The organism is Pseudomonas arabinosi (assembly GCF_047758675.1).
In the GTDB taxonomy this organism is placed as follows: domain Bacteria; phylum Pseudomonadota; class Gammaproteobacteria; order Pseudomonadales; family Pseudomonadaceae; genus Aquipseudomonas; species Aquipseudomonas arabinosi.
Genome location: NZ_CP180480.1, coordinates 6,798,771 through 6,814,821, shown reverse-complemented (window position 1 = coordinate 6,814,821; position 16,051 = coordinate 6,798,771). Strand labels below are relative to the sequence as shown.

Here is a 16,051-nt window from a genome sequence, read left to right as displayed (position 1 = left end):
CATAGACGCTGTTGCGGATTGTTGCGCGGCGCTGCGTCTTCCCGGCCGACAATGGGCCGATTAGCCGCCAAATGGCGCCGGATGCGGATGCATCACGGCACGCTGACGTTCTTCCTCGAGAAACTTCATGATGATCGGTGCCACTGCTTCGGCCCGGGTGATCAGAAACAGATGCCCGTCATCGATGATGTGCAGCTGGGCGTTGGGAATCCGCCAGGCCAGTAACCGCATGTTGACTAGCGGGATCAGTGGGTCGTCGTCACCGGCCAGCACCAGGGTTGGCTGGTGGATCTTGTGCAACCAGTGAATGCTGGTCCAGCCGAGGCCGGCGAACAGCTGCCAGTAGTAACCGAGTTTGCCTGCCGAGCGGACCTTGGCGGCATGGCTGGCGGCGAGGGTCGGATCGCGACGGAACGCACCGCCATAGATCATCGGCGCAATGCGAATCACGTGAGACGGCTGGATGTAGCGTCGTGGGCTGGCCATCATCCACAGGACTTTCGGCTTGCCTGGCACCATCACCGTGCCAGCCGCCGTGGCCGCCAGAACGAGTTTCTTGCAGCGCTCGGGATAGTCGTAAGCGAACTGCTGGGCGAGGGCACCACCCCAGGAAACGCCGATTACGTTGACTTGCCCGTAGTCGAGATAGTCGAGCATCCGCGCCGTGAGTTTGGCCAGGCCCGGAAAGCGATACGGTCGCCTTGGCGTCGACGAACCGCCGACACCGGGGACGTCGAAAGCGATGACTTCCAGGTCCGGGTCCAGCGCCGCGACAAACGGAAACACCAGCTCCAGGTTGGCGCCGATGCCGTTGAAAATCAGCAAGGGCGTCAAGTGAGGCTTGCCGGGGCGTACTGCCGTGCGGAGGGTCTGGCCATCCAGGTCGACGGTACGAAATATGAATTGTTGCGGCATGCTTCAGGCCCTGTGGGGTTGGGTCGGTATCTCATCTTTACTGTGGGAGCGAGCTTGCTCGCGATGAGGCCATCACATTCAACATTGATGTTGATTGTTAGACCGCTATCGCGAGCAAGCTCGCTCCCACAGGGTCAATTACCGCTCATGCACATAAGTGCCCGGTGCAGCTTCACCTGCTGGGTAAGCCTTGTTGCCCAAACTGCCCGGAGACTTCTTCAGCTTGCCGGAACGCTCGGCTTGCCATGCCTGCCAGTGCAGCCACCAGGAATCGGTGTGCTTGGTGGAGTTCTCTTGCCACTCCTCGGCCTTGACCGGCATCTCGCTGCTGGTCATGTAGCGCGATTTCGGATTGCCCGGCGGGTTCAGAATGCTCTGGATATGCCCGCTGCTGGACAGCACGAATTCAACCTTGCCACCGAACAGTTGCGCCGACTTGTAGCAGGACTTCCACGGAGTGATGTGGTCGTTGGTACCGGCCAGGGAGAAGATGTCGGCAGTGACCTGCTTCAGATTGATCGGTGTGCCGCACACTTCCAGTGCGTCAGGACGGATCAGTGGGTTGGTCTTGAACATCTCGATCAGGTCGCCGTGGAACGCTGCGGGCAACCGTGTGGTGTCGTTGTTCCAGAACAGGATGTCGAACACCGGCGGCTCGTTGCCCAGCAGGTAGTTGTTGACCCAGTAGTTCCAGATCAGGTCGTTGGGGCGCATCCAGGCGAAAACTTTCGCCATGTCGCGGCCTTCCAGTACGCCGGCCTGATAGGAGTGGCGCTTGGCGGATTCGAGGGTTTGCTCGTCGACGAACAGTGCCACGTCGCTGTCCAGGGTGGTGTCCAGCACGCTGACCAGCAGCGTCAGGGCGTTGACCTTGTTCTCGCCGATCGCGGCGTAGTGGCCCAGCAGGGCGGTGCAGGTGATGCCGCCGGAGCAGGCGCCGAGCATGTTGATGTCTTTGCTGCCGGTGATCGCGGTGACCACGTCGACCGCTTCCTTGAGCGCTTCGATGTAGGTCGACAGACCCCACTCGCGCTGCTCCTTGGTCGGGTTGCGCCAGCTGACGATGAACGTCTGCATGTTGTTGCGCAGGCAGAAGCGCGCCAGGCTCTTGTCGGGGCTCAGGTCGAAAACATAGAACTTGTTGATCTGCGGTGGCACCACCAGCAGTGGGCGCTCGTGCACCTGTTCGGTGGTCGGCCGGTACTGGATCAGCTCCAGCACATCATTGCGAAACACCACCGCGCCTTCGGTAACGCCCAGGCTCTTGCCGACCTCGAACGCGCCCATGTTGACCTGGCTCGGCATGCCGCCGTTGTGCACCAGATCCTTGGCCAGGTGGGAGAGGCCGTCGAGCAGGCTTTTGCCGCCGGTTTCGAAGAAACGTTTGACCGCCGCCGGGTTGGCCGCACTGTTGGTCGGGGCCATGGCTTCGGTCATGAGGTTGATCACGAAATGCCCGCGTGCGACATCCTTGGGCGAGAGGTTGCTTTCGCCGATCCAGTCGTGGAGCTCCTTGCGCCACGCCAGGTAAGTTTGCAAATAACGTTTGTAGAGCGGGTTCTGACTCCAGGCCGGGTCGTGGAAGCGACGGTCATCGCTTGTCGGTTGGAGCCCGGATTTGCCGAACAGCACATTCTTCAATTCAAGGCCGAAATGGGCGACATGCTTGGCACTGTGAATCGGTTGTTTGATGGCCTGCCTGAGCACCATTCGAGCAGAAGCCAGTAGATCCTTTCCACGCAGCCCAACGACAGGATTCAGCCCCAAGGTATTTTCCGAGGCTTGATACTTCAAGTCATCGTTATTCTTGTTACTCATCTACGACGCTCCATTGTCCTGAGACGAGTACCTGGGTCCAGCTGTGCAGTCCACAGCCAATGCCAGGTACTACTACTCGGGTGACCGTTAATTCTGCATCGCTGCTTTTTAGTTCAGAGAGCACTGCAGGGACCTTGCCAGCTCCATTGGTTACCCGAGTTTAATTTTTTTCGCAAGCAGGCCAATCGTCGACCCGGAAGCGGAGCATTCAAACAGATGGAATTAGAAAATGCCTTCTAATGAGCGAAAGGCCTGATTTAGAGCATCAGCTTGACGATGGATTCGTTCGGATCGCGGGTCTTTCCGGCGGCTTTGAGTTCGGCAAGATAATCGTTCCAGAGATCCTCTTGGCGCACGCCCAGCTGGTACAGATATTCCCAAGTGAACAGGCCGCTGTCGTGGCCGTCGTCGAAGGTCAATTTCAGTGCGTACTGACCGGCCGGTTCTACCTTGGTCAGGCCTACGCCGATCTTGCCAAATTGCAGGATAGGTTTGCCGTGGCCCTGGACCTCGGCGGAAGGAGAGTGCACGCGCAGGAACTCGGCGGGCAGGTGATGCTCCTCGCCGGACGCGTATTTCAGCGACAGGGTTTTCGAGGCTTTGTGCAGTTTGATGTCGGTGGGGAGTTGGGTCATGACAGGTCATCCGTCTGGTGAAGCGCCCTGTAGGAGCTGCCGAAGGCTGCGATCTTTTGATCTTGATTTTAAGTGTCAAAAATCAAAAGATCGCAGCCTGCGGCAGCTCCTACGGGAGAGTGGGTGACCTACAGGATATAACGGGACAGATCTTCGTTCTGCGCCAATTCGCCCAAGTGGCTGTTGACGTAATCGGCGTCAATCAGGATCGCCTTTTCGTCGTGGGCGCTGGCCAGATCACCGGCGCTGAACGACACCTCTTCAAGCAGACGCTCAAGCAGCGTGTGCAGGCGACGGGCACCGATATTCTCGGTCTTCTCGTTGACCTGCCAGGCGATCTCGGCAATACGCTTGATGCCGTCCGGCTGGAACTCGATCACCAGGCCTTCGGTTTTCAGCAGGGCGCAATACTGCTCGGTGAGCGACGCGTGCGGCTCGCTGAGAATGCGTTCGAAATCTTCAGGCGTCAGGGCCTTCAGTTCGACACGAATCGGCAGGCGACCTTGCAGCTCAGGCACCAGATCGCTCGGCTTGCTCAGGTGGAACGCACCGGACGCGATGAACAGGATGTGGTCGGTCTTGACCATGCCCAGCTTGGTGTTGACGGTGCAGCCTTCGATCAGCGGCAGCAAGTCGCGCTGTACGCCCTCACGGGACACGTCGATGCCACCGGAGTTGCCGCGCTTGGCGACCTTGTCGATTTCGTCGATGAACACGATGCCGTGCTGCTCGACCGCTTCCAGCGCCTTGGCCTTCAACTCTTCTTCGTTGACCAGGCGACCGGCTTCTTCGTCACGCACCAGTTTCAGCGCTTCCTTGACCTTGATCTTGCGGCTTTTCTTTTTGCCCTTGCCCATGTTGGCGAACAGGCTCTGCAACTGGTTGGTCATTTCTTCCATGCCCGGTGGCGCGGAGATATCGACGCCGGCCATTTCGGCGACTTCGATTTCGATCTCTTTGTCATCCAGCTGACCTTCGCGCAGGCGCTTGCGGAACAGCTGGCGGGTGTTGGAGTCGGCCGACGGTGCAGTGTCGTCGTTGCTGAAGCCCATGCGTGCCGGCGGCAGCAGGGCGTCGAGGATACGTTCTTCGGCGGCGTCTTCAGCTCGGTGGCGAACCTTGGTCATTTCCTGTTCGCGCAGCAGCTTGATCGCCGCGTCGGCCAGGTCACGAATGATCGATTCAACGTCGCGGCCGACATAGCCGACTTCGGTGAACTTGGTCGCTTCGACCTTGATGAACGGCGCGTTGGCCAGTTTCGCCAGGCGACGAGCAATCTCGGTTTTACCGACACCGGTCGGGCCGATCATCAGGATGTTTTTCGGCGTGACTTCAACGCGCAGCTCTTCAGGCAGCTGCATCCGGCGCCAGCGGTTACGCAGCGCGATGGCGACGGCGCGCTTGGCATCGTCCTGGCCGATGATATGGCGATTGAGTTCGTGGACGATTTCACGGGGAGTCATGGACATAGTAATTGGCGGTCCTCAGGTAAAAGTAAGCCGTGGCATGGTGGCCAAAACAGGCTTACTCAGCGAGGTCCTGCTCCTCAATGGTGAAGGTGTGGTTGGTGAATACACAGATGTCGCCGGCGATGCCGAGGGCGGTTTCGACGATTTCCCGGGCCGACAGATCGGTTTTCTTCAGCAGCGCGCTGGCGGCGGCCTGGGCGTAACCGCCACCGGAGCCCATGGCGATCAGACCTTCTTCGGGCTCAACCACATCGCCGTTGCCGGTGATGATCAGGGAAGCGTCTTTGTTGGCGACCGCGAGCATGGCTTCGAGGCGGCTGAGGGAGCGGTCAGTGCGCCATTCTTTGGCGAGTTCGACAGCGGCGCGAACCAGGTGGCCCTGATGTTTCTCAAGCTGGCCTTCGAAACGCTCGAAGAGGGTGAAGGCGTCAGCGGTGGCCCCGGCAAAACCGGCGATCACCTGGCCGTGGTACAGGCGGCGAACTTTCTTCGCATTGCCTTTCATCACGGTATTGCCGAGAGAAACCTGGCCGTCGCCGCCCATGACGACTTTGCCGTGGCGGCGAACTGAAACGATGGTGGTCAAGGGAGAGTCTCCACGCAGCGGGGCGAAAATGCCTTATGCCAACTCATATGGGGGTGGTGGAGCGTATTTCAACTGCGGAGAGGGAGAGGGGACGAGCGGTGCGCGTATTGATCGTTCCCACGCTCTGCGTGGGAATGCAGCCCTGGACGCTCTGCGTCCCTTTCTAGAGCTGGAACGCGGAGCGTCCCTTGAGGCATTCCCACGCGGAGCATGGGAACGATCAGTGGAGGGTCAGCGGTTTTGGCGTTGTTGTAACAACAGGTTGCTGAACCCTGCACCGGACAGTTGTTTCTGCGCGGTAGTCAGCTGTTCGCGGTTGCTGAACGGTCCGACCAATACTCGATACCAGGTTTCATCCTTCACGGTGCCGGATTCAACCGCCACAGCCTGACCGAGCAAAATGATCTGCGCCCGAACCTTGTCCGCATCAGCCTCCTTGCGGAACGAACCGGCCTGCAGGAAGAACTTGGTCACTGGCGCCGCTTTGGACACCGGTGGCGCTGGCGGTGGGGTAATCCCGGCCAGTGCGGCCTGAGCCCGCGCGGTATCGATCTTCGCCGCTTGCTCTGGCGTGACTGGCGTCGTCGGAATGGCCGGCACTTGTGGCGTCGGCAGGGTTTTCTCCGGCACGGCATCCGGTGGCACGATGACTTCCGATTCCGGCAGCAACGTGTAGAAGTCGTACTTCGGCTTCACCGGTTGCGTCGGGCTCGGCGGGGTCTTGTTGGCCTCGGCGATCTTGGCTTTCTGCTGCTCGATCTTCTCGCGCTTGACGCTCTCGCTGCCCTTGCCCGGTTCCAGTTTCATCAGGAACACAATAAACGCGCCGACCGTCAGGCCGATGGCCATCCACAGCCAACCCGGGATCGGTTGCTTTGCAGGAGCTTGGTAACGGCTGGCGCCACGCTTGGGTGCAGGTTTTTTCTTGGCAGCCAACTTACATACGCTCCAGAGTTTCCAGACCCAAGAGTTCCAGGCCTTGCTTGAGAGTGCGGCCGGTCAGCGCAGCGAGGCGCAGACGGCTCTGCATTTGCGCCGGGGTGTCGGCGCTGAGGATCGGGCAGTTCTCGTAGAAGCTGGAGAACAGGCCGGCGACATCGTACAGGTAGGTGCACAGGATGTGCGGCGTGCCTTTGTCGGAAACGTTGTTCAACACTTCGCCGAACTGTGCGAGCTTCGCCGCCAATTCGTGTTCTTGTGGCGCTTCGAGGGCGATCTGGCCTTCGACTTCGCTGAAGTCCTTGCCGAGTTTGCGGAACACGCCGGCCACGCGGGTGTAGGCGTACAGCAGGTACGGCGCGGTGTTGCCTTCGAAGTTCAGCATCAGGTCGAAGTTGAAGCTGTAGTCGCTGGTGCGGTGCTTGGACAGGTCGGCGTATTTCACCGCGCCAATGCCCACGACCTTGGCGATGTTGCGCAGTTCGTCTTCGGCAAGTGTTGGGTTCTTTTCTTTCACCAGGTTGTAGGCGCGTTCCTGAGCTTCGGTCAGCAGGTCGATCAGCTTCACGGTGCCGCCGTCACGGGTCTTGAACGGACGGCCATCGGCGCCGTTCATGGTGCCGAAGCCCATGTGTTCCATTTCCATCGGATGGGTCACAAAACCGGCCAGGCGCGCGACCTGGAATACTTGCTGGAAGTGCAGGGCCTGACGCTGGTCGACGAAGTACAGCGCGCGATCAGCCTTCAATTTGCCGCTGCGGTAACGCACTGCCGCCAGGTCGGTGGTGGCGTAGAGGTAACCGCCGTCAGCCTTGACGATGATCACCGGCAGCGGGTCGCCGTCGGCGTTTTTGAATTCGTCGAGGAACACGCACTGGGCGCCGTTGCTCTCGACCAGCAGGCCAGCGGCCTTGAGGTCGTTGACGACGTTGATCAGGTCGTCGTTGTAGGCGCTTTCGCCCATCACGTCGGCCATGGTCAGTTTGACGTTCAGCAGTTCGTAGATTTTCTGGCAGTGCGACAGCGAGATGTCTTTGAACTTGGTCCACAGCGCCAGGCAGTCCGGGTCGCCGGCTTGCAGCTTGACCACCAGGCCGCGGGCGCGGTCAGCGAACTCTGCGGATTCGTCGAAGCGTTGTTTGGCTGCGCGGTAGAAGTTTTCCAGGTCCGACAGCTCGTCGCTGGTGATCGGGTTTTCCTGCAGATACGCCATCAGCATGCCGAACTGGGTGCCCCAGTCGCCGACGTGGTTCTGACGGATCACTTCGTCGCCAAGGAATTCCAGTACGCGCGCCACGCCGTCGCCGATGATGGTCGAGCGCAAGTGGCCGACGTGCATCTCTTTGGCCAGGTTCGGTGCCGACAAGTCGACGACGGTGCGCTGCACCGGGCCGGCCTTGCGCACGCCGATGTGGGCATCGGCCAGTGCGGCGTCCAGTCGAGTGGCCAGGGCCTGGGTGTTCTGGAAGAAGTTCAGGAAGCCGGGGCCGGCGATTTCGGTCTTGGTGACGTTTTCGTCAGCCGGCAGCGCGGCGATGATTTTCTCTGCCAGGTCGCGCGGCTTCATGCCGGCCGGTTTGGCCAGCATCATCGCGATGTTGCTGGCGAAATCGCCGTGAGTCTTGTCACGGGAGTTTTCCACCTGGATCGCCGGCGACAGGCCTTCAGGCAACACACCTTCGTTGACGAGTTGGGTGATGGCTTGTTGGATCAGCTGGCGAATGGTGTCTTTCATGGTGTTCTCTTTCGACCGCAAGCGCGGCGGCGCCTGGATGCGCTAGTGGAAAAACTGGGCATTATCCGTTGCGAAGACGGGCTTGCCAACTATAGCGGGCAGGTTATGGATATGTGGTGACAAAAGCGGCAAAGATCGCAGGGTAGGAGCTGCCGAAGGCTCCGATCTTTTGATCTTGATCTTTCAATACAAATCGACCGGATCGACATCCAGCGACCAGCGTACCGCCCGCCCACTCGGCATCTGCTCCAAAACCAGCAGCCAGCTGCTTAATAGTCGATGCAGCGGCGCGCGAGCCGTCGCTTGTAGCAACAACTGCGCACGATAACGTCCGGCCCGGCGTTCCATCGGCGCAGGCACTGGCCCTAGCAGCTCAATCCCGGTCAGGTTCTGTTCGGTCAGCAAACGCTCGGCCTCGCTGCACGCCTCATCAAGAAAACCTTCAGCTTGTCCCGGTTTGTGCGCTTCGGCCCGCAGCAGCGCCAAGTGTGCAAACGGCGGTAACCCCGCCGAGCGACGTTCGCTCAACGCCTGTTCGGCAAAGGCGAAATAGCCCTGCTCAGTCAATTGCACCAGCAGCGGATGGTCGGCCAGGTGCGTCTGGATGATCACTTTGCCCGGCTCTTCAGCCCGGCCCGCGCGCCCGGCAACCTGGACGATCAACTGCGCCATGCGCTCGCTGGCGCGGAAGTCGCCGGAGAACAGCCCGCCATCGGCATCGAGAATCGACACCAGGGTCACCCGTGGAAAGTGATGCCCTTTGGCAAGCATTTGCGTGCCCACCAGAATGCACGGTTGGCCCTTCTGGATGGTCGCGAACAGCTGATTCATGGCATCTTTGCGCGAAGTGCTATCGCGGTCGACCCGCAGCACCGGGACGTCCGGGAATAGAATCCCCAGCCGTTCCTCGGCGCGCTCGGTGCCAGCGCCGACTGGCCTTAAATCGACTTTTCCGCACTTCGGGCAATGCCGAGGGACGCGTTCGACGTAGCCGCAATGGTGGCAACGCAGTTCGCCGGAGCGCTGGTGTACGGTCATGCGCGCATCGCAGCGCTGGCATTCGGACATCCAGCCGCAGTCGTGGCACAGCAAGGTCGGCGCAAAACCGCGACGGTTGAGGAACACCAGAACTTGTTGGCCAGCGGCCAGCGTCTGGCCGATGGCCTGCTGCATCGGCCCGGATATGCCGCTGTCCAGTGGGCGACTTTTTACGTCCAGGCGCAGGAAGCGCGGTTGCTTGGCGCCACCGGCGCGCTCATTCAGGCGTAAGAGCCCGTATCGACCGGTGTAGGCGTTGTGCAGACTTTCCAGCGAAGGCGTGGCGGAGCCGAGGACAATCGGGATGTTTTCCTGGCGTGCGCGCACCAGCGCCAGATCGCGGGCGTGATAACGCAGGCCTTCCTGCTGTTTATAGGAACCGTCGTGCTCTTCATCGATGATGATCAGGCCGGGGTTCTTCATCGGCGTGAACAGCGCCGAGCGGGTGCCGATAATAATGTCGGCGTCACCGTCGCGGGCGGCGAGCCAGGCTTCGAGGCGCTCGCGATCGTTGACCGCCGAGTGGATCAGCGCGATGCGTGCATTGAAGCGCTGCTCGAAGCGCGCCAGGGTCTGCGGGCCGAGGTTGATCTCCGGGATCAACACCAGTGCCTGCTTGCCGGCCTGAAGGGTTTCGCGGATCAGCTGCAAATAGACTTCGGTCTTGCCGCTGCCGGTGACGCCGGCCAGCAAGAACGCGTGATAACTGTCGAATCCGGCGCGAATCGCCTCATAGGCTGCACGCTGCTCAGGGTTGAGCGGCAGTTCCGGCTGCGCCAGCCAGTGTTCGTGGCGGGCGTCGGGGGCATGCTTGCGGATTTCGACTTGCACCAGATCCTTGGCCAGCAGCAAATCCAGGCTGTCCTTGCTCAGCATCAGTTTGCTCAACAACTGATGGGCGACGCCGTGGGGATGCTGGGCCAGGGTCGCCAGGGCCTCCCGTTGACGCGGGGCACGAGCGATGCGCGGGTCATCAAGGCTGGCGCCGGGCGCGGCGGACCAGAAGCGTTCCTGCCGTGCTTCGGCCAGTTCGCCTTGTCGCAACAGTACCGGCAGCGCCCAGCTCAACGTGTCGCCGAGGCTGTGCTGGTAATACTGGGAAGTCCACAGGCACAGTTTGAACAGCGCGGGTGGCAGCGGCGGCGTGGCATCGAGCAGGGCCAGGGCCGGCTTGAGCTTTTCTACCGGCACTTCGCTGTGATCGGTCACTTCCACCAGAATCCCGATCATCTCCCGTCGGCCGAACGGCACCCGCAGGCGCATGCCCGGCTGCAACTGGGCACGCAGGACCCCGGCCGGGGCACGGTAATCGAACAGGCGGCGCAGGGGCGAAGGCAGGGCGAGGCGCAAAATGGCGTCGGGCACGCGATGGTTTTCTCGATGATGGGGCGGTGAAGAAGGCCGGGAGCCTAGCAGACGGTCGGTGTAAGGGACAGCTTGCGTGATCGCAAAGGTCTGGTAGAATCCGCGGCCTAATTATGTGCGGTATTCAACAATAGTGTTGAGTGGCGGCACACTAGCCTGAGGAATACACCATGAAAGCCGATATCCATCCAGCGTACGAAACCATCGAAGTAACTTGCAGCTGCGGCAACAAGTTCGAAACTCGTTCGAACCTGTGCAAGCCACTGGGTACTGACGTATGCAACGAGTGCCACCCGTTCTACACCGGTAAGCAGAAGACTCTGGATACTGGCGGCCGTGTACAGCGCTTCGCAGACCGCTTCGGTGCTTTCGGCAAGAAAGCTCCTGCTGCTGCAGAGTAAGGTTGCAAAGCCCCATGGGCTTTACCTTGCTGATGAAAAAGGCGTCCCTCGCGGGCGCCTTTTTTGTATCTGCGATTTGGCTTTCCGGTGCCCAGGCCTTCTGCCCGGTGCCGAGCGGGCTGACATCCGTTGCGGTGCAACGGGTGGTGGATGGTGACACGCTGCGCCTGAGCGATGGCCGCAGCGTGCGCATGATCGGGTTGAATACGCCGGAGCTGGGCAAGAAAGGCCGCTCCGACGAGCCGTTCGCGGTGGCGGCGCGCCAACGTCTGGAGGCTCTGGTGGCCGCCAGCGACGGACAGGTCGGTTTGTTGCCCGGTAAAGAAAGCAAAGATCGTTACGGTCGCACTTTGGCCCATGTCTACAGCGCCGATGGCTCCAACCTTGAAGCGCAGATGCTCGCTGAAGGACTCGGTTTCCAGGTAGCGGTCGCGCCGAATGTCGATCTGGTCGACTGCCAGCAAGCGGCGGAACACAGCGCCCGTCAGGCTGGGCTCGGGTTGTGGCGCCAATCCCCTGTACTGAAAGCGGAGCAGATCAACACGTCCGGTTTCGCTGTGCTCAGCGGTCGTGTGAGCAAGGTTCAGCGCAATCGCGGCGGGGTTTGGATCGAGTTGCAGGATTCGGTTGTATTGCGCGTTGCACCCAATTTGCTGGGGCAGTTCGATGTGGCCAATCTCGAGCGGCTGAAGGGCAGGCAGATCGAGGCCCGTGGCTGGGTGCTGGATCGTTCGCGGCGCGGCGGACTGAAAGAAGGGCAGGCGCGCTGGCTTCTGCCATTGACTGACCCGGCGATGCTTCAGATGGCGCAGTGATAAAAAATTGTAGACATTTTTAATGTGGATTGTGAACAGTCAATCCCTTGTGTTCCGCGGCTCTTGGTCCAAAGTCGTAGGGCTGGGCGCTTGACAGGGGTGACCGGTCAGTCTTGTAGGGACTTTGCGACACGAGTATCCTCGGCGGTCCGTCTGTCCCACAGTAAAAAGCGGAATGCCCATATGTCTGATTTGAAAACTGCCGCTCTCGAATATCATGCCCATCCTCGTCCAGGGAAGCTGAGCGTCGAGCTCACCAAAGCCACGGCTACCGCCCGCGACCTGTCGCTGGCTTACAGCCCCGGTGTAGCCGAACCAGTCCGCGAAATCGCCCGCGACCCTGAACTCGCCTACAAGTACACCGGCAAGGGCAATCTGGTTGCAGTCATTTCCGATGGCACCGCAATTCTCGGCCTGGGTAACCTCGGCCCATTGGCTTCCAAGCCAGTAATGGAAGGTAAAGGCGTGCTGTTCAAGCGCTTCGCCGGCATCGACGTTTTCGACATCGAAGTCGACTCCGAAAGCCCGCAAGCCTTCATCGACACCGTCAAGCGCATCTCCATCACCTTCGGTGGCATCAACCTGGAAGACATCAAGGCACCTGAGTGCTTTGAGATCGAACGCGCTCTGATCGAGCAGTGCGACATTCCGGTATTCCACGATGACCAGCACGGCACCGCGATCGTTACTGCGGCCGGCATGATCAACGCCCTGGAAATCGCTGGCAAAACCCTCGCTGACGCCAAGATCGTCTGCCTGGGTGCCGGTGCTGCCGCCATCTCCTGCATGAAATTGCTGGTGAGCATGGGTGCCAACATCGAAAACATCTTCATGGTTGACCGTACCGGAGTGATCCACTCCGGCCGTGACGACCTGAACCAGTACAAGGCTGTTTTCGCTCACTCGACTGAAAAGCGCACGCTGGCCGACGCCCTGAAAGGCGCGGATGTGTTCGTTGGCCTGTCCGGCCCGAACCTGCTGAGCGCTGAAGGCCTGAAATCCATGGCGGCCAACCCGATCGTGTTCGCGTGCTCCAACCCGGATCCAGAGATCGCCCCGGAACTGGCTCACGCCACCCGTGACGACGTGATCATGGCGACCGGCCGTTCGGACTACCCGAACCAGGTCAACAACGTGCTGGGCTTCCCGTTCATCTTCCGTGGTGCTCTGGACGTTCGCGCCAAGCGCATCAACGAAGAAATGAAAGTGGCTGCGGCCAACGCCCTGCGTGAACTGGCCAAGCTGCCGGTTCCTCAGGAAGTGTGCGACGCCTACGGCGGCATCAAACTGGAATTCGGTCGTGAGTACATCATTCCGAAACCAATGGATGCGCGTCTGATCACCGTGATCTCCGATGCCGTGGCCAAGGCTGCGATCGAGACCGGCGTAGCGACCCTGCCGTATCCGAAGAACTACCCGCTGAAAAGCGTGGATGACGTGTTCAACGGCTAAGTCGTTGTAGCGCTTCAACCAAAGGCCCCGGCTCTAACGAGTCGGGGCTTTTTATGTCTGGGGGTTTTGCAGCGGTAGTAATGGCCTCATCGCGAGCAGGCTCACTCCCACAGGGTTCTGCGTCGTTCGCAAACCCAATGTGGGAGCGAGCTTGCTCGCGATGAGGCCCTGACAGGAAACCCGGATGCTAAAAAGCCCCGCCTTCTAGAGAAGGGCGGGGCTTTCAGGTGCTGCTGTGCGATCAGAACAAATCGATCGGCGCCGCTTCATCCGCAGGCAGTGGGCTGCCCGGCGCAGTGCCGTTGCCCAGCTCGTTCCCCGACGGTGGCGTGTCTTCGGCCTTGAACAACTCGAAGTAGGCGCCTGGCGTGCCTGGGGTGGCTGCACGGCCGCTGACCGGGTCGACTCGCAGACTGAGGATGCCTTCCGGCTCTGGCTGCGTATGGGGCGGCAGGCCTTTGAGTGCGGCGCCCATGTAGTTCATCCAGATCGGCAGGGCGATGGTGCCGCCGAACTCCTTGCGACCCAGGCTTTCAGGCTGGTCGAAACCGGTCCAGACCGTGGTCACATAATCGGCGTTGTACCCAGAGAACCAGGCGTCCTTGGACTCGTTGGTGGTACCGGTCTTGCCCGCAATGTCGCTGCGGCCCAAGGCCAGGGCGCGGCGGCCGGTGCCGAGTTTGATGACGTCCTCAAGCATGCTGTTGAGGATGAAAGTGGTGCGACCATCGACGATGCGCTCGGCCACGGCCGGCGTTTGTGGCGCTGGCTGGGCAGTCAGCGCTTCACCCGGGGTTGCGTTGACGGTGAAGGCGTTGGCTGCGGCAGGGGCGGCTATACCGTCGGTGGCGACGTTGCCTTTCGGGACGCTCGGCGGGTTGGCGACGAACAGCGTGTCGCCATTGCGGCTTTCGATCTTGTCGATGATGTAAGGGCTGATCTTGTAGCCGCCGTTGGCGAAAGTGCTCCAGCCGGTGGCGATTTCCATTGGCGTCAGTGTCGCGGTGCCCAGCGCCAGCGACAGGTTGGGCGGCAGGTCCTGCTTGTTGAAGCCAAAGCGCGTGATGTAATCGATGGTCCTGCCAACGCCCATGGCTTGCACCAACCGGATCGAAACCAGGTTACGCGACTTGTACAGGCCTTCACGCAAGCGGATCGGGCCGAGGAAGGTGTTGGTGTCGTTCTTCGGACGCCAGACCTTGTCCAGATATTCGTCGACAAACACGATCGGTGCGTCGTTCACCAGGCTGGAGGCGGTGTAGCCGTTATCCAGTGCCGCACTGTAGACGAACGGCTTGAAGCTCGAACCCGGCTGACGCTTGGCCTGCATGGCGCGGTTGTAGTTGCTCTGTTCGAAGGCGAAGCCGCCGACCAGGGAGCGAATGGCACCGTTCTGCGGATCGAGGGAAACCAGCGCGCCCTGAGCCTGGGGGATCTGGCTGAATTTCAGCGAGTTGTCCGGCTGGCGCTGCACACGAATCAGGTCGCCGACCTGGGCGACGTCCGAAGGCTGTTTCGGATTGGGGCCCATGCTGTTGGTGTTCAGGAACGGACGAGCCCACTTCATGGTGTCCCAGGCGACGTGCTCTTCGCCGGTACCAGTGCGGGTCAGCACCTGCACGCCGTTCTTGTCGACCTGGGTGACGATGGCAGGTTCAAGGCTGCTGATGGTGCGCTGTTTGGTCAGCTCGGTTGTCCAGGCCTCGCGAGTCTTGCCCGGCAGGCGCGACTCCGGTCCACGATAACCATGACGCTGGTCGTAGGTCATCAAACCTTCGTGGACCGCGGTGTTGGCCATTTCCTGAAGGTTGCTCGGCACCGTGGTGGTGACGCGGAAACCCTCGGTATAAGCGTCGCTGCCATAACGGCCGACCATTTCGGCGCGGGCCATTTCAGCGATGTACGGCGCATTCACTTCCGGGGTCGGCACGTGATAACTGGCGTTCAGCGGCTCGTTGATCGCGGTGGTGTAGTCGGCTTCGGTGATTTTGCCGAGCTTGTACATGCGCCCAAGGATCCAGTCGCGACGTTCCTTGCTGCGGGCCGGGTTGGCCAGCGGGTTGAAGCGCGAGGGGGCTTTCGGCAGGCCGGCGATCATCGCCATCTGCGCCAGGCTGACATCACGAATCGACTTGCCGTAGTAAACCTGCGCGGCGGCTTCGATGCCGTAGGCGCGGTTGCCCAGATAGATCTTGTTGACGTACAGCTCGAGGATCTCGTCCTTGGTCAGCTGCCGTTCAATCTGCAGGGCCAGGAGGATTTCGGTGGTTTTGCGCGAGAAGCTGCGTTCGCTGGTCAGGAAGAAGTTCTTCGCCACCTGCATGGTGATGGTGCTGCCGCCGGACTGAATGTGTCCGCTTTTTACCAACTGGGTGGCCGCACGCATCAGGCTGCTGGGGTCGACACCGTAGTGGTTGGCGAAGTTGTCGTCTTCAGCACTTAGTAACGCATTAATGAAATTGGGGGGAATGTCGGCGAACCGGATCGGTGTGCGGCGCATTTCGCCAAATTCTGCGATCAGCTTGTTGTCGCTGCTGTAGACCCGCAAAGGAATCTGCAACTGGATGCTTCTCAGCGCCTCCACGGATGGCAAACCCGGACTAAGGTAGAGAAAGGCGCCGCTAAGACCGAGGAGCAGTCCGCAGAAAACGGCGACGATGGACCAACCGAAAAATTTCAGCAGACGAATCAAGGCTTTTGGACATCCAGGGCAAAGAATGAATTAGGCATCAGGGTTCAGATAAACAGGGAACGACCCGCGCTTGAAGTAAAAACCGGAAAAAAACGCTGGGCATTATAAGCATTTTTCCGTCGAGGGCGTCATTTGCGCTGCTGTCAAGACGGGTGGTTTGAACGCAACGGATATTACAGAGTCCGTAAGAC

12 protein-coding genes are annotated in these 16,051 nt (G+C 60.4%); 3 read left to right on the top strand and 9 right to left on the bottom strand.

Features of this window, described 5'->3' with window-relative positions:
• Window positions 1-60: 60 nt before the first annotated feature.
• The 8 genes from phaZ to ACMXYJ_RS31485 all read right to left on the bottom strand — a co-directional run bounded on the left by phaZ (window position 61) and on the right by ACMXYJ_RS31485 (window position 10,500).
• The gene (gene phaZ / locus ACMXYJ_RS31520; RefSeq protein ID WP_415758262.1) at window positions 61-915 is read right to left on the bottom strand and encodes a poly(3-hydroxyalkanoate) depolymerase; all 855 of its coding nucleotides are present in this window, start codon (window positions 913-915) and stop codon (window positions 61-63) included.
• Window positions 916-1,053: 138 nt separating this feature from the next.
• A complete protein-coding gene (phaC, locus tag ACMXYJ_RS31515; RefSeq protein WP_415758261.1) occupies window positions 1,054-2,733 on the bottom strand; it encodes a class II poly(R)-hydroxyalkanoic acid synthase in 1,680 nt (559 codons plus the stop codon).
• Window positions 2,734-2,990: 257 nt separating this feature from the next.
• A complete protein-coding gene (locus tag ACMXYJ_RS31510; protein WP_008149540.1) occupies window positions 2,991-3,368 on the bottom strand; it encodes a gamma-butyrobetaine hydroxylase-like domain-containing protein in 378 nt (125 codons plus the stop codon).
• A 128-nt stretch (window positions 3,369-3,496) separates the two neighbouring features.
• On the bottom strand, window positions 3,497-4,837 hold the full coding sequence (hslU, locus tag ACMXYJ_RS31505; RefSeq protein ID WP_415758260.1) for an ATP-dependent protease ATPase subunit HslU: 1,341 nt from the start codon (window positions 4,835-4,837) through the stop codon (window positions 3,497-3,499).
• Between the two features lie 55 nt (window positions 4,838-4,892).
• Window positions 4,893-5,423 (bottom strand): ATP-dependent protease subunit HslV, encoded by a 531-nt coding sequence (hslV, locus tag ACMXYJ_RS31500; protein WP_007899242.1) that lies wholly within the window; start codon window positions 5,421-5,423, stop codon window positions 4,893-4,895.
• 231 nt (window positions 5,424-5,654) lie between these two features.
• Window positions 5,655-6,359: an SPOR domain-containing protein gene (locus ACMXYJ_RS31495; protein ID WP_109627561.1), complete on the bottom strand. Its 705-nt coding sequence runs from the start codon at window positions 6,357-6,359 to the stop codon at window positions 5,655-5,657.
• Window position 6,360: 1 nt separating this feature from the next.
• Entirely contained in the window at window positions 6,361-8,097 is a 1,737-nt protein-coding gene (argS, locus tag ACMXYJ_RS31490; RefSeq protein WP_415758259.1) for an arginine--tRNA ligase, read from the bottom strand.
• A gap of 183 nt (window positions 8,098-8,280) precedes the next feature.
• Window positions 8,281-10,500: a primosomal protein N' gene (locus ACMXYJ_RS31485; RefSeq protein ID WP_415758258.1), complete on the bottom strand. Its 2,220-nt coding sequence runs from the start codon at window positions 10,498-10,500 to the stop codon at window positions 8,281-8,283.
• A gap of 170 nt (window positions 10,501-10,670) precedes the next feature.
• Between ACMXYJ_RS31485 and rpmE the strand changes: the two genes are divergently transcribed.
• From rpmE to ACMXYJ_RS31470, 3 genes are all read left to right on the top strand, one after another.
• Window positions 10,671-10,901 (top strand): 50S ribosomal protein L31, encoded by a 231-nt coding sequence (gene rpmE, locus ACMXYJ_RS31480; protein WP_008080648.1) that lies wholly within the window; start codon window positions 10,671-10,673, stop codon window positions 10,899-10,901.
• A 14-nt stretch (window positions 10,902-10,915) separates the two neighbouring features.
• Window positions 10,916-11,716, top strand: a complete 801-nt coding sequence (locus ACMXYJ_RS31475; RefSeq protein ID WP_415758257.1) for a thermonuclease family protein — start codon at window positions 10,916-10,918, stop codon at window positions 11,714-11,716.
• A 183-nt stretch (window positions 11,717-11,899) separates the two neighbouring features.
• The gene (locus ACMXYJ_RS31470) at window positions 11,900-13,168 is read left to right on the top strand and encodes a malic enzyme-like NAD(P)-binding protein (RefSeq protein WP_008149557.1); all 1,269 of its coding nucleotides are present in this window, start codon (window positions 11,900-11,902) and stop codon (window positions 13,166-13,168) included.
• Window positions 13,169-13,409: 241 nt separating this feature from the next.
• Here the strand turns inward: ACMXYJ_RS31470 and ACMXYJ_RS31465 are convergent, their stop codons facing one another.
• Window positions 13,410-15,857, bottom strand: a complete 2,448-nt coding sequence (locus tag ACMXYJ_RS31465) for a penicillin-binding protein 1A (protein WP_415760833.1) — start codon at window positions 15,855-15,857, stop codon at window positions 13,410-13,412.
• Window positions 15,858-16,051: the final 194 nt, after the last annotated feature.